We start from the raw sequence: 13,871 nt of genomic DNA, 5'->3' as shown, positions 1-13,871 counted from the left end.
TCAGATCGTATGTACATCTACGCGATCTAGTTGGGTTTTGTCTTTTTTTCGTACCTCAATGCCAAAGGAGCGATAACCATGAAATATGAACAATTAGCCAAAGATATTATCCATAATATTGGTGGTCGGGACAATGTGAACAGTCTGACGCACTGTATTACACGCTTGCGTTTCAAATTAAAAGACGAAAGCAAAGCCAATACGGATGTACTTAAAAATATGGATGGCGTCGTTACCGTTATTCAGAGTGGTGGACAGTATCAGGTGGTTATTGGGAATCATGTGCCTGATGTGTACGCTGAAGTGAGTACCATTGGAGGATTTCAAGCAGATACAGGACAAGATGATACATCTAACGGAGAGAAAGTAAGCTTGTTCAATCGCTTTATTGATATGATCTCTGGCGTATTTACTCCAATTCTAGGCGTGCTGTGTGCAACAGGGATGATCAAAGGATTTACCGCATTATTGGTCGCCCTGCATGTATTAACTACAGAGTCAGGAACGTACCAAATTCTGAACGCATTAGGCGATTGTCTATTTTATTTCTTCCCAATCTTTCTGGGTTATACGGCTGCCAAAAAGTTCAATGCCAATATATTTATCGGAATGGCGATTGGAGCAACATTGGTCTATCCGACGCTTAGTGGCTTAACTGCTGGCGATCCATTGTACACCTTGTTTGCAGGTACATTATTTGAGTCACCGATCCATATTACGTTTTTAGGAATACCTGTAATTCTGATGACGTATTCGTCTAGTGTTATTCCGATTATTTTAGCTACGTATGTCGGTTCGAAGTTAGAAGTATTTTTCAAAAAAATCATTCCAAGTGTTGTGCGTACGTTCTTGGTTCCGTTCTGTACATTACTTGTTATTGTTCCGTTAACTTTACTTATTATTGGACCAATTGCTACATGGGCAGGTCAATTGTTAGGCGCAGGTACATTGTTTGTCTATAACTTAAGCCCGATTATTGAAGGCATGTTGATCGGTGCATTCTGGCAAGTATTTGTTATTTTCGGCTTACATTGGGGTCTGGTTCCGATTGTGATCAACAACTTAACGGTTATGAAATTCGATCCTGTTTTAGCAGGGATGTTCGGAGCTTCATTTGCACAGACAGGTGTTGTACTAGCAATCTTACTCAAAACGAAAAACGTCAAACTCAAATCGCTTTCGATTCCTGCATTTATCTCAGGTATCTTCGGTGTCACCGAGCCAGCGATTTATGGAATCACGCTTCCTCGTAAAAAGCCATTTATTATCAGCTGTATAGCGGCTGCGGTAGGTGGAGGGATTATCGGTTTTGCAGGTACCAAAGCTTATATTCTAGGTGGATTGGGTATTTTCGGGATTCCAAGTTATATCGGTCCAAATGGTATAGATGCTGGATTCTATGGCATGTTGATAGGTATCGGAGTTAGCTTTATTCTTGGATTTGCTATTATGTATGCGATGTTCCAAGACGACAAAGAAACAGCTAAAGTCACAGAATCACAAGCACCCAAAACAACGATCAAAATCGCTCAAGAAACGATTGCAAGTCCATTACAAGGAACAATTCTTCCACTTAGTGCTGTAGAAGATGAAGCATTCTCCTCGGGTGCACTAGGCAAAGGGATAGCGATTGAACCGTCTGAAGGAAAAGTGTATTCGCCTGTGGATGGCGTATTGACTTCAATGCTGTCATCCGGTCATGCGCTGGGGATTACCAGTGATCATGGCGTAGATATTTTGATCCATGTGGGTCAGGATACGGTGAAGTTAAAAGGTAAACATTTTACACCTAAAGTGAAACAAGGCGATATCGTCACCAAAGGACAGTTGTTGATGGAATTCGATATCGAAGCGATCAAAGCCGCTGGATATATCGTAACTACACCCGTGATTATTTCCAATACAGCTAATTTCCAAGATGTTGTGCAGACCGACAAGCAAGCGATTCATTTCAAAGAAGATCTAATTACGGTCTTGATCTAATACAGACTTAAAGTGATTGTTGAATACGTATACATTTTCTGTTGAATCAAAATAATCTCTACTCATATGTAAGTTCCAAGTGTCTGACAGCATACAGGTCAACAGACACTTGGAACGATACTGATCACTATATAACAGGAGGAATGAATGATGAGCACAGTACAGCCTACATTTCCAAAAGGATTTCTATGGGGAGGAGCAACAGCTGCGAACCAATTAGAAGGTGGCTATGATCAAGGAGGCAAAGGGTTAAGTACATCTGATATGCTGACCGCAGGCACACATACGACGTCTCGCAAAATCACAACAGCGTTAGACCCGACACTCAACTATCCAAGCCATGAAGCTATTGATTACTATCATCGGTATAAAGAAGATATTGCTCTGTTTGGTGAAATGGGCTTTAACGTATTTAGAATGTCGATCGCCTGGTCACGTATTTTCCCGAATGGTGATGATCTTGAACCGAGTGAAGAAGGATTGCTGTTCTATGATCAAGTTTTTGCCGAGTTGAAAAAGAATAATATTGAGCCATTGGTAACGATATCTCACTATGAAGCCCCATTTGCTCTAGCGCAGAAATATAACGGTTGGTCTGATCGCCGGGTGATTGATTGTTACACTCGTTATTGTGAGACGCTATTTACAAGGTACAAAGATACTGTGAAATACTGGTTAACCTTTAATGAAATTAATATTTTGACGCTACCGTTTGGAACGTTTCTGGCTGGCGCAATGATTCCTAAAGGCAATGGAGAATTAGTCGATACATCACAAGATGATCCACAAGCACGCTATCAAGCGCTTCATCATCAATTTGTAGCTAGTGCCAAAGCCGTTAAGTTAGGGCATCAGATCAATCCCGATTTCAAAATTGGTTGTATGATTGCTTATATGTGCTCCTATCCGCTGACTTCGAATCCAGAAGATGTGATTTTGGCGCAACAAAAAGATAATTTAACGAACTTCTTATGTTCGGATGTACAGGTTAGAGGAGCCTATCCGGGCTTTGCTAAGCGTTATTTTGCAGATCAAGGAATTAAACTTGTAATGGAGCCGGAAGATGAGCAGATTTTGAAAGAAGGCTGTGTCGATTATTATACATTCAGCTATTATTCTTCAACTTGTGTAAGTGCTGATCCTGACCAAGAACAAGTAGGCGGTAATCTATCCATGGGACTCAAAAATCCGTACCTTAAAGCAAGCGATTGGGGATGGCAGATTGATCCACAAGGATTGCGCTGGTCACTGAACAATATTTATAATCGTTACCAGATTCCTTTAATGCTTGTGGAAAATGGTCTGGGTGCTGTGGATGAAGTGGAAGCCGATGGAAGTATTCATGACGATTATCGTATTGAGTATTTGAAGCAACATGTGATCGCGATGCAAGAAGCGATAGCGGATGGAGTTGACCTGATCGGCTACACACCATGGGGCTGTATCGACCTTGTCAGTGCAGGTACAGGCGAGATGAAGAAAAGGTACGGATTTATTTATGTCGATAAAGATAATGACGGTAAAGGTACACTGGATCGCTCACGTAAAGATAGCTTTTTCTGGTATCAGAAAGTGATTGAGAGTAATGGAGCCGTGTTGGAATAGACATCTTTGAATAAATTATTGCCAATATACAATAAAAAGTCTGCTGCACTCCTTGAAAAGGGGTTAAGCAGACTTTTTTATTTCATGTAAATGAATATTTATTAGATTTAGATATTGTAATTATCTAAGTTATTAAAGCATAATAAGATGTATATAAATGACAGGAGAGAAGGAATTTGGACAACTCATTACGAGAACTTGCAAAAGAGCATACATTAGAAGCAATGAAAATTGAAATTCAGAAGAATCAACAATTGATTGATACCACACCTGTCTATCGCAATACATATAGAACGACTAAGATTGAAGTTCTTCGTGCTATAGTTCGTAACCATATCCTTCGTCAATTCCTTCATTTATCTTTTGAAGATCGTACTTTTCAAAACTTAAAAAGGTTAAAAGGTACAAGTAATGAATTCGAGATATTTATCTCTAATATATCTGCTACAAGTTATGCTTATGAAGTAACATATAATGCTGAAAAACAATTATTTCTGGACTATAAACATGTTAATCATAGAAATACTGATTATTTTTTGGAACAATTATTAGATACATCTTTAGAAGAACAGGATGAAACAATAAGAATAACAAGAACAACTAGAATTTTTTCTTCGGTGTTTAACATGATAAGAAAGACAGTCAATATCGCAGGATTATCTATATCATGGCTAATAACCATTTTCTTTGTTGTCTGTATTATAGGAGCTGTAATAGGTACGATTAGGAATCATGAACCTAATACATTGGAAGCTGATTCTACTGGTAATAGTAATGCTATTGTTGGCAGTGATTCTGATAACAAGATGAGATCATTGGATGTACAGATCGAAGATCATTCAACCGCATCTAATTTTGGAAATGAAGGTATAAGCGGAAATGATTCTTCGGAAGATAGTGTGGATGATACTGCAACAGAAAATGTCATAGATGCCTCTTTATCAACTCTGCCCCCTGAAGCTGTGAAGAGTGATGTTTATTCATTTGAAAAAGATAAAGAAGATCAGACTTCAGTACTTGTACCAGTTGAAGAGGAAGAACCTGTAGCGATAGAAATACCAGAAGAGACTTTTACTATGGGATCAACTAAAGATCAAGTTAAAGCAGTCATGGGTAATCCTACATCGAATTTAGGAAGTTCTTGGAATTATGAGTACTCATCTATACAATTTGATCAGAATGAACAGGTTGATGGTTGGTCGAATATAAGTCATAATTTGAAAGCATATATGGGTGATCAAAAAGAACATGCTTCTCCATTTACATTAGACTCTACTAAAGAAGATGTGGTAGATTCGATGGGAACGCCAACATCTATTATAGGAACGACATGGGGCTATGAGTATTCGATGGTAAACTTTGATAGAAATCATACCGTAATAGGTTGGTCAAATATTAGTGACAATCTCAATGTATCTATAGGTTTAGCTCAAAAAGATGCTATGCCATTTACGACGCACTCCTCTAAACAAGAAGTTATTAATGCAATGGGAACACCAACATCTATTATAGGAGATACATGGAGTTATGATTATTCTAGTATACGATTCGATAATAGTGGAGAAGTTATAAGTTGGTCAGATATAAGTCATAATTTGAAAATACACTCATTAAATTAAAAGGTCATATCTACAAAAGGGCTTCTCTCTTAATGGAGGGAAGTCTTTTCAAATAAGTTGAATCTAACATCGTTAGATGATATCATGAACCAAATAAGAAGTGAACAAAATCTTACAGGGTTAGATAAGAGGGATAAAATGGCTAAAAAAATAGCAGTGAGTGAAGCGAGAGTATTGGAAGCATCTTGGGAATTGTTAGCTCAAGATGGATTGGAAAAGTTCAGTATGCGTAAATTAGCAGACTTGATCGGGATTCAAGCGCCTTCGATTTATTGGTATTTCAAAAGCAAACAATTACTTTTTCAAGCTATGGCAAATCAAGTCGCAAGAGAAATTATGCTGAATATTCATCTGCAAGGAGATTGGAAAAAACAATTGCATCATTATGCAGTCACGATGCGAGAACAGTTACGAATTTATCCATGTTCTGCTCAATTGCTAATGAGAACATTGCCTTTAGAAAGCGATTATTTGCAGTTGTTAGATCAATTTCTGCAACCGATCGAACCTCTTCCGCTGACAGATAAAGAAAAGTTGAACTATATCGTCTGTGTGATCAACTATGTATTGTGTCATGAACTTGATGAGTATGAACGTCAACAAGTCGCGATCGGTATTGGTGTTGAAGATGAGAAGTTATTAGACGGTTGGGCGCTGAAATCGTTTGACCAGATTCCGCAAGAAAAAGTAAGTATTATTCACCGGATGTATACCAATGGTTTATTTGGAGAAGTCGGTACAGATGAGATGTTTGAATCGGGATTAGATATTTTGTTACGTGGCATCGAGCAAAAGGTTATAGCTAGTTCGTAAGATATCCATCGGAACGTTAAAGGAAGATAAGCAAGCATATACTTTTGAGATAAATAAGATAATAATCCCTGCATCCAAAACCTCAACAGGCGATGGCATACAGGGATTATTTATGTTACTTTGTAGAAATGGTTATGTGGTAACTTTGGCAAATACAATAAAGAAGACCATCAATTCAGCCAACACGATATGTGGAGAAACCATAACCAGCCAATCAAAAGCGAATAAGACAACCAGTGTAAGAACAAGTCCAATCATCACTTTAAATCGTGGCTTGAAGTTATGATAACGATACCGATGGAATACGACCATTACAGCCACAAAGTAAATCAATACCGAAATAAATGTAAAGCTAAGAATAAATAGATACGCCAGTTGCTCCAAAAATAATAACTGAATCGAAGCCGCAATCATACTCAGTGAAAAGTAAATAAACAGATGCCCATACATAATCGTTTGCCCGGCAGTTTGTTTTTCTTTATCCACATGCTTTTCGACATTTTCAAAATACTGCCACCAGATCGCAATAATCAATACAAATGCCATCGCTGCAAACAGAATAGATGAAGGTGTAAATTGATCGGATTGCAGTACAGATAGCATACTGATGACTGACTCACCTAGCAAAATCAACGTAAATAAAGCAAAACGTTCTAACAAGTGAGCGGTATGAATCGGCGTTTTAACTAGATTTCGACGACCGATCAAAGGGACGATAATATCGACCGCTATCCCTGCATACAGAACAAAATAACGAATCCATGAATCGAAAAACAAAGAACAACACGAAATAACAATCCCTAGCCAGAAATACTTGCCAAAAAATCGAGCCGTTTCTTGGCGATGATGTTTCTCTTGAGTAGTCGTGATCATATACTGAATCACCATTAATGCCCGCAAACCGATATATCCAATCAGAAAAGGTATGTAATTTGAATCAAAATCAATATTAAGACTGGCTGTCATGATCAATACAAAAAATAATTGCACAATCATAAATATCCGGTCTTTGGTGCTGTCTTTTCCAAATCGATTGTTATATACACTTTGCCCTACCCAAGCCCACCAGATCGGAATAAAAATAAGTAAAAACTTGGCTAGCTGTTCCAAAGACATACCACCGTGTTCGACATGAAGTAACACATGGGTCGCTTTAGAGACTGCCGCTACAAATAGAAGATCATAAAACAACTCTAGCCAGGTTACCTTCTTTTCTAACATAAATTTCCCCCTTGTATATCCATCGTATTTTCATATCTATTGTATAGAATGGACATAAAAGTGTCAGCTTATTATTTTTATAAAGAAAAGCCCGTTATCTGTAATGAAGCGATAACGGGTTGTTTCCTCAAAGCTTATTCATTTGTGGAATCATAACAATCGCAAGCTGGTATTTAGATCAGAATATAGTTAGTTTATTTCGAAGTCATAGATTTCTCGGATTCTCCTGCTTCACGACCGCTATGTTGAATCGAATCAGGAATAAATAGGTTACGACCCGGCAGTTTATTTTCCCACATGATTGAATTGTATAACCGTTCTGGGTCAATCAATGGAGAACCCCCGTTAATCCGTGGAATCGTCATAAGATCGGTATCACGTGTGACTAATCCAAGTTCTGTTGTAAAAGCATAACGAATCCCTACTTTTTGGATAATCTTCTCGACTTCAGGCGTATGCAATCCGTAAGGATAAGCAAATGTATTGATTACATGTGGAGTGAGTGGACGAAGGGCTTCAACACAGCGTCGCATATCATTTTCAATCCGTGCTAGATAATGCTCATAGGTCTCGGTGACTCCATCTTTTACCAGTGGAGCGGTTAATGCGTCTGTAGTATCGCTTGTTTTGTAATGTAATTTATTGGTGTGAGCTTGCACTTCCATTGTTGGATCTGTGCTGGTCATATTTTTGATTTCTGCTTTGGTCATATGTGGAGTCGCTACAAGAGCGCCTTTACTAAAGTCTCCTGTAATGACAAAGCTTACCCCTGGGATATGACGTTCTTTCATGATTGGATAGGCTGTCGTGTAGAAGTTCTCATACCCATCGTCAAAAGTCACCAATACGGCGTTGTCCGGCACTTTGCCACCTTTCATAAATAATCGGAATTGTTCAAGCGAGATAAAATTCATATCTTTAGAACGCAAATAATCCAATTGAGCAGCAAACAGAGCAGGGGTGATAATATCGCCCCCTTGCTTGATCGGATCGATATCATGGTACATCAGTACAGCGACTTTATTTTGGTAACGATCTTTTTTGGCAATCGAAGCAAATTGTTCGACAGGTGGAAGTTGGTCTGCGGATAATGGTTCATTGATTGTTGTATGGTTGGTTTGTGAAGAAGAGCTAGACTGATCTGCCGACGCAGAAGTAAAGGATGAGAAAAGATTGCGATCAGAATACACAGCCATTGCGATAAGCACAATCGCTAAAGTTGTTACCAGACCGGTAACGACAAACACAGACGTTTTGAATAATTTCATACATAGATCATCCTTTGTTAGAAAGTGGGGGCATCATTAGCACTAATATCGGAAAATAAAGAGGAGGATATAATATGTGACTTGTAAACAATCATGATTAAGCGCATTTTAGTTGAGGTGGTAAGATGCGTTTTGCAGGATTATATCGTACACTAAAAAGAAGTGATCTCATGTTCACATAATAGTACCATCTCTATATCGTACACCATGCCATAATGGGGATATAACATATATACTTATTTTTAAATCAAATTTGAAACAAAGTAAACCTACACTATAGATCAAGTAATAAAGGTAGAATGGAGCTGGAATATGAACTACCGTAATATGGAAGAATGTGTGAATGATCTGGAAAAAAACGGTCATCTGATTCGGATTCATGAAGAAGTTGATCCTTATCTTGAAATGGCTGCGATTCATATGCGTGTTTTTGAAGCAGGCGGCCCTGCATTACTTTTTGAAAATGTAAAAGGTTCTCGATTCCGTGCAGTATCGAATCTGTTCGGAACTGTAGAACGGAGCAAATTTATTTTTAGAGAGACATGGGAATCCACACAAAATGTAATCGCTTTGCGTAATAATCCGATGCAAGCACTCAAGCATCCTTTTCAATATGTAGGTACAGGTCTATCTGCTCGTAAAGCTTTGCCTTTGAAAAAATCGAGTGGATTACCAGCAGAATTTGAAGAAATTCAGATTGCGGATCTACCACTGATCCAGAACTGGCAAGATGATGGTGGTGCTTTTGTAACATTGCCGCAGGTATATAGCGAAGATCCCGAAAAGCCAGGCATTATGAACTCTAATCTAGGGATGTATCGTGTACAGTTAAATGGGAATGAATATGAGTTGAATCGAGAGATTGGTATCCATTATCAGATTCATCGTGGTATTGGTATTCATCAGGAGAAAGCCAATCGTCAAGGTAAACCGCTAAAAGTAAGCTGTTTTATCGGTGGCCCTCCAGCACATACCTTATCTGCGGTTATGCCACTGCCTGAAGGAATGAGTGAGTTAACATTTGCAGGATTATTAGCAGGACGACATTTTAGCTATAGTTATGTGGATGAATTCTGTGTCAGCAACGATGCTGATTTTGTGATTACAGGCGAGATTTATCCTGATGAGACGAAGCCAGAAGGACCTTTTGGAGATCATCTGGGCTATTATAGTCTGACTCATGAGTTCCCGATGTTACGTGTACACAAAGTCTATGCACGCAAAAATGCGATTTTCCCGTTTACCGTTGTAGGTCGACCACCGCAAGAAGATACGGCTTTTGGCGCTCTGATTCATGAATTGACAGGTGGAGCGATCAAGCAAGAGATTCCGGGAGTCAAAGAAGTACATGCTGTCGATGCCGCAGGGGTACATCCATTATTATTTGCGATTGGTAGCGAACGATACACGCCTTATCAGCAAGTGAAGCAACCCGCGGAGATTCTGACGATAGCGAATCGAATTCTGGGAACAGGGCAGTTAAGTCTTGCCAAATATTTATTTATGACTGCGGAAGAAGAAGAGATATTGGATTCTCATCATGTTGAACATTTTCTAACGTATATATTGAAGCGGATTAATTTGCACCGTGATATTCATTTCTATACGAATACAACAATCGATACTCTGGACTATTCAGGGACCGGGCTTAATACAGGTAGTAAAGTGATCTTTGCGGCTGTAGGTGAACCGAAGCGTGAATTATGTACAGAGGTTCCGGCGATCTTACATGATCTACCGCAATGTGGAGCGGCTCATCTGGTGATGCCAGGCGTAGTGGCTTTGCAAGGGGCTAGCTTTGTCGATTATGAACATACTGAGCAACAATTACAGGATCTATGTGAGAGTATTGCACAACGTGGTGAATTGCCTGACTGTCCGTTAATTATTCTGTGCGATGATAGTCCATTTTTAAGTGCGACGATCGATAATTTCTTGTGGGTTACATTTACACGAAGCAATCCTTCTCATGATATGTATGGAGTGAATAGCTTTACCAAGCATAAGCATTGGGGTTGTGATAATGTCATTATTGATGCACGTACCAAGCCTCATCAAGCTCCACCATTGATTCCTGATCCTGAAGTGGCGCAAAATATAGAGCGACTGTTTGCAGATGGAGCAAGCTTGAGTACATTAGCACGTCGTACTTCACAATCGTAAAAAGATGATTAACAAAGAACCTTTACTCTTAGTTATAGAGAAAGGTTCTTTTTGCTATATACATTTACGTGGTAGAAGAACGAAATAGTTAGTGCAGAAATAGAACCAATAGAGAAAAAACACTCGATATGATAACTTATCTATCATAAATAAAGAAAAATTATCAGAAAGTTAGTAATAAAGAACAATATGAAGCATTTAATTTAGAAATGATGACAATAAATCTATCATTAACTTTTAAAAAGAAGAATATTACATATATAATAAGCTTACAAGTTACATCTCATTACATTTAAATTTAAAATAAAATAATATATCACATCAACATCACATATTAAATGGCTTCAATTCATTCTAATAAGCAATAGATATAGAGCAGAGGAAGGATGAGAGAGTATGAGTTTGGCAGAACTGAATCAACGTGTGAAAACAGACCTTTCTTATCTAGCTTATGGAGGAGCAGATTGGGTACGTCCATTGCAACATCCAGCAGGTCATGTCTATGATGTCGTGATTGTAGGTGGTGGTCAGAGTGGTCTGGGCGCGGCTTTTGGATTATTGCGTGAACGGATATCGAATATTTTGGTTATAGATGAAAATAAAGAAGGGGTCGAGGGTCCATGGGAAACGTATGCACGGATGGTCACTTTGCGTACTCCTAAGCATTTAACATCAATAGATCTAGGGATTCCTTCATTAACGTTCCGCTCATGGTGGGAAGCACAGACAGGTGCAGAAGGATGGGCAGCTGTGGATAAAATTCCACGTGGAGACTGGATGAATTATCTACGGTGGTATCGCCATATTCTTGATTTACCTGTACGCAATCATGTACGCTTGAAGCTGATCGAACCGACCGAAGAAGGGATTCACCGTCTGCATATCGAGAATACCAGCTCAGATTCAGTAAGCGTTAATGACGTACTTTTAGCACGGAAAGTCGTGTTGGCGACAGGTATACAAGGAGGAGGAGAGTGGCATGTTCCACCAATGATCCGTAATCATCTGCCTTCTCATCTGTATGCTCATACTTCAGCAGATATTGATTTTGAACCGTTAAAAGGCAAAAAAGTAGCTATATTAGGTGGCGGAGCTTCCGCTTTTGATAATACTCATTTTGCCCTTACGCAAGGTGTAGGCGAAGCTCATGTTTTTGTCAGACGTGAACAATTACCACGAATCAATCCGATTCGACAAATGGAAGTATCGGGTATGATTGAACGGTTTGCCGCTTTGCAAGATGAAGATAAATATGCAGCAATCGGGCACTTTTTCAAATACAATCAACCACCCACCAATGATACATTTGAACGTGCATCTGCATGGGATGGATTTCATCTTCATTTGGGAGCACCATGGTTAAAGGTTGAACAAGTAGGTGAGCAAGCTGTCGTTACCACACCTCAAGGAAGATTTTCGTTTGACTTCTTAATTATCAGTACAGGATTATTAAGTGATCCCGCATTACGTCCTGAATTGAAGTTAGTAGAGTCTCATATTGCACGTTGGAGTGATAAATATACAGCACCGGCAGAAGTGGCTAATCCATTATTGGATGCTCATCCGTATCTTAATGCAGGGTTCGGTCTGCAAAGTCGAGATGAAGCTGGTAAAGAACGACTGCATGGATTGTATGTTTTTAACTATTCTGCGTTGGTCAGTTGTGGATTATCGGCATCTGCGATTTCAGGCATGCGATTTGCGATACCGAAGTTAGTCGGAGCGATTGCGGATGAATTGTTTTTAGACGATCGAGCAGATATTTTACACAACTTCTTCGCTTACGCTGAAGATGAATTTATCGGACAATGGCCGAAAGTAGCCAATACCGTAGATGTATAAGTAAACTTTGAAAGTCTGTAACTTAATGATCGTTCTATAAAAAGAAACCTGCAAACACGTTGAAATCGTGCTTACAGGTTTTTTTGTTTGTATTCATTTTCCAAGTGATCTACATAATCTTTGGCTTCTTTGAGTCCCCATCCACGTGCTTCACGAACTTCTTTGATCGCTTGAATCTTTTTATTGTCATGAGTCAAAAACAATATACGTTCTTCAAAAGTAGCTTGGTCAATCATTGGCGGTGAATGAGGAGGATGAACTTCACTTGTTGAAGATACCGACTTGGCACGATAAGAGGTAGACACTCCTGCATTACCCGGCCGATTTTTGAGCCATTCTAGATCTGATTTTATTTCGTTGAGTTGACTTTGTAGACTAATGACACGCAGTAACAGAAATACGGATAATACAAGCGCAATCATCGCCACAATTTCATATGTATTCATGGTATCTTGCTCCTTTCTTTATATAGTCATCTACAAAAGTATAACATACATCAGATTAGGGGTCATATCAGCATCTATTGTTTATCTTTTGTGAAATAAATCTATGAAATGTAGATGCGTTTTGCTACATTATCACGTAAAATAATACTGTGAATCACTTACAGTATGTACATACTTAGAAAAGAATAACCTGTTGATGAATGAAGCTATAGGGAGCGTATGAGATGGAGAAGTTATTACAGCAAATAAGGGATGAATTGATCGCTCATGTTATTGTAGAAAGTTTTCATTTTATGGAGCCTGTACGAGTAAAAAATGCACCTCAGCCATGGATTTTACTCGGTGCAGGGAATTATGCAGCTGTATTTTATCATCCCGATTATGAAGATTATGCAGTGAAAGTATATGCAATTGGGAAAACAGGCTTAAAAGAAGAAGCAGCCGTTTATGAAAAGTTAGGTGTACATCCTGCGTATTCCGCTTGTTATTATGTAGGGGAGAATTTTCTAGTTCTAAAGCGTCTACGAGGTGTAACCGTCTATGAATGTATGAAACGCGGAATTCTAGTCTCTGAACAAGCGATCAAAGATATAGATGCGGCGCTCGATTATGCTATTTCCAAAGGTCTACGTCCTCATGATATCCATGGTAAAAATGTGATGGTTGAACATGGGCGAGGGCTGATCGTAGATATCTCTGACTTTTATAAACAAGAAGAATGTAAAATGTGGGCAGACTTCAAAAAAGCATATTACCGTGTATATTTGCCTGTCGCTTCTCGTATATTATTTCCAGTGCCAGGTATCATGTTGGAAGGTGTACGCAAAGGCTATCAAGTATATCGTAAACGAAAAAAAGCTCAACTAGCTAGACATTGACTTGATGTAGTGTCTTTTGTTTTCATTTATCCT

10 protein-coding genes are annotated in these 13,871 nt (G+C 38.9%); 7 read left to right on the top strand and 3 right to left on the bottom strand.

Going from position 1 to position 13,871, the window contains the following annotated elements; translation table 11 throughout:
* The first annotated feature begins 78 nt into the window (after positions 1-78).
* The 4 genes from RCP16_RS11390 to RCP16_RS11375 all read left to right on the top strand — a co-directional run bounded on the left by RCP16_RS11390 (position 79) and on the right by RCP16_RS11375 (position 6,020).
* The gene (locus RCP16_RS11390; protein ID WP_308640290.1) at positions 79-1,983 is read left to right on the top strand and encodes a beta-glucoside-specific PTS transporter subunit IIABC; all 1,905 of its coding nucleotides are present in this window, start codon (positions 79-81) and stop codon (positions 1,981-1,983) included.
* Positions 1,984-2,133: 150 nt separating this feature from the next.
* The gene (locus RCP16_RS11385) at positions 2,134-3,588 is read left to right on the top strand and encodes a glycoside hydrolase family 1 protein (RefSeq protein WP_371748082.1); all 1,455 of its coding nucleotides are present in this window, start codon (positions 2,134-2,136) and stop codon (positions 3,586-3,588) included.
* 176 nt (positions 3,589-3,764) lie between these two features.
* Positions 3,765-5,207, top strand: coding sequence for a hypothetical protein (locus RCP16_RS11380; protein ID WP_308640288.1), 1,443 nt, complete (start codon positions 3,765-3,767; stop codon positions 5,205-5,207).
* A gap of 138 nt (positions 5,208-5,345) precedes the next feature.
* Positions 5,346-6,020 carry a TetR/AcrR family transcriptional regulator gene (locus RCP16_RS11375; protein ID WP_308640287.1) on the top strand — a complete coding sequence of 225 codons (675 nt, stop codon included), beginning with the start codon at positions 5,346-5,348 and terminating at the stop codon, positions 6,018-6,020.
* Between the two features lie 132 nt (positions 6,021-6,152).
* On the opposite strand, the gene RCP16_RS11370 is transcribed toward RCP16_RS11375, so the two are convergent.
* Positions 6,153-7,241 (bottom strand): low temperature requirement protein A, encoded by a 1,089-nt coding sequence (locus RCP16_RS11370; RefSeq protein WP_308640286.1) that lies wholly within the window; start codon positions 7,239-7,241, stop codon positions 6,153-6,155.
* Between the two features lie 194 nt (positions 7,242-7,435).
* Positions 7,436-8,509 (bottom strand): polysaccharide deacetylase family protein, encoded by a 1,074-nt coding sequence (locus RCP16_RS11365; RefSeq protein ID WP_308640285.1) that lies wholly within the window; start codon positions 8,507-8,509, stop codon positions 7,436-7,438.
* A 312-nt stretch (positions 8,510-8,821) separates the two neighbouring features.
* Between RCP16_RS11365 and RCP16_RS11360 the strand changes: the two genes are divergently transcribed.
* Both RCP16_RS11360 and RCP16_RS11355 read left to right on the top strand, forming a co-directional pair.
* On the top strand, positions 8,822-10,672 hold the full coding sequence (locus tag RCP16_RS11360; protein WP_308640284.1) for a UbiD family decarboxylase: 1,851 nt from the start codon (positions 8,822-8,824) through the stop codon (positions 10,670-10,672).
* Positions 10,673-11,068: 396 nt separating this feature from the next.
* On the top strand, positions 11,069-12,514 hold the full coding sequence (locus RCP16_RS11355; RefSeq protein ID WP_308640283.1) for an FAD/NAD(P)-binding protein: 1,446 nt from the start codon (positions 11,069-11,071) through the stop codon (positions 12,512-12,514).
* A gap of 71 nt (positions 12,515-12,585) precedes the next feature.
* Here the strand turns inward: RCP16_RS11355 and RCP16_RS11350 are convergent, their stop codons facing one another.
* A complete protein-coding gene (locus tag RCP16_RS11350) occupies positions 12,586-12,960 on the bottom strand; it encodes a ribosomal protein L7/L12 (RefSeq protein WP_069327015.1) in 375 nt (124 codons plus the stop codon).
* 224 nt (positions 12,961-13,184) lie between these two features.
* Here RCP16_RS11350 and RCP16_RS11345 point away from each other — a divergent pair, with 224 nt between their 5' ends.
* Positions 13,185-13,838, top strand: coding sequence for a serine/threonine-protein kinase (locus tag RCP16_RS11345; protein ID WP_308640282.1), 654 nt, complete (start codon positions 13,185-13,187; stop codon positions 13,836-13,838).
* Positions 13,839-13,871: the final 33 nt, after the last annotated feature.

The sequence above is a fragment of the Paenibacillus nuruki genome, assembly GCF_963311185.1.
Lineage (GTDB): Bacteria > Bacillota > Bacilli > Paenibacillales > Paenibacillaceae > Saccharibacillus > Saccharibacillus nuruki.
Note: the sequence above shows the minus strand (reverse complement) of the source record. Positions and strands in the feature narration are given on the sequence as shown.

Bases quoted from the DNA above. Each gene is read 5' to 3' on its own strand.
- RCP16_RS11390 (WP_308640290.1), top strand. From the start codon at position 79: ATGAAATATGAACAATTAGCCAAAGATATTATCCATAATATTGGTGGT.
- RCP16_RS11385 (WP_371748082.1), top strand. From the start codon at position 2,134: ATGAGCACAGTACAGCCTACATTTCCAAAAGGATTTCTATGGGGAGGA.
- RCP16_RS11375 (WP_308640287.1), top strand. From the start codon at position 5,346: ATGGCTAAAAAAATAGCAGTGAGTGAAGCGAGAGTATTGGAAGCATCT.
- RCP16_RS11370 (WP_308640286.1), bottom strand. From the start codon at position 7,241: ATGTTAGAAAAGAAGGTAACCTGGCTAGAGTTGTTTTATGATCTTCTA.
- RCP16_RS11365 (WP_308640285.1), bottom strand. From the start codon at position 8,509: ATGAAATTATTCAAAACGTCTGTGTTTGTCGTTACCGGTCTGGTAACA.
- RCP16_RS11360 (WP_308640284.1), top strand. From the start codon at position 8,822: ATGAACTACCGTAATATGGAAGAATGTGTGAATGATCTGGAAAAAAAC.
- RCP16_RS11355 (WP_308640283.1), top strand. From the start codon at position 11,069: ATGAGTTTGGCAGAACTGAATCAACGTGTGAAAACAGACCTTTCTTAT.
- RCP16_RS11350 (WP_069327015.1), bottom strand. From the start codon at position 12,960: ATGAATACATATGAAATTGTGGCGATGATTGCGCTTGTATTATCCGTA.
- RCP16_RS11345 (WP_308640282.1), top strand. From the start codon at position 13,185: ATGGAGAAGTTATTACAGCAAATAAGGGATGAATTGATCGCTCATGTT.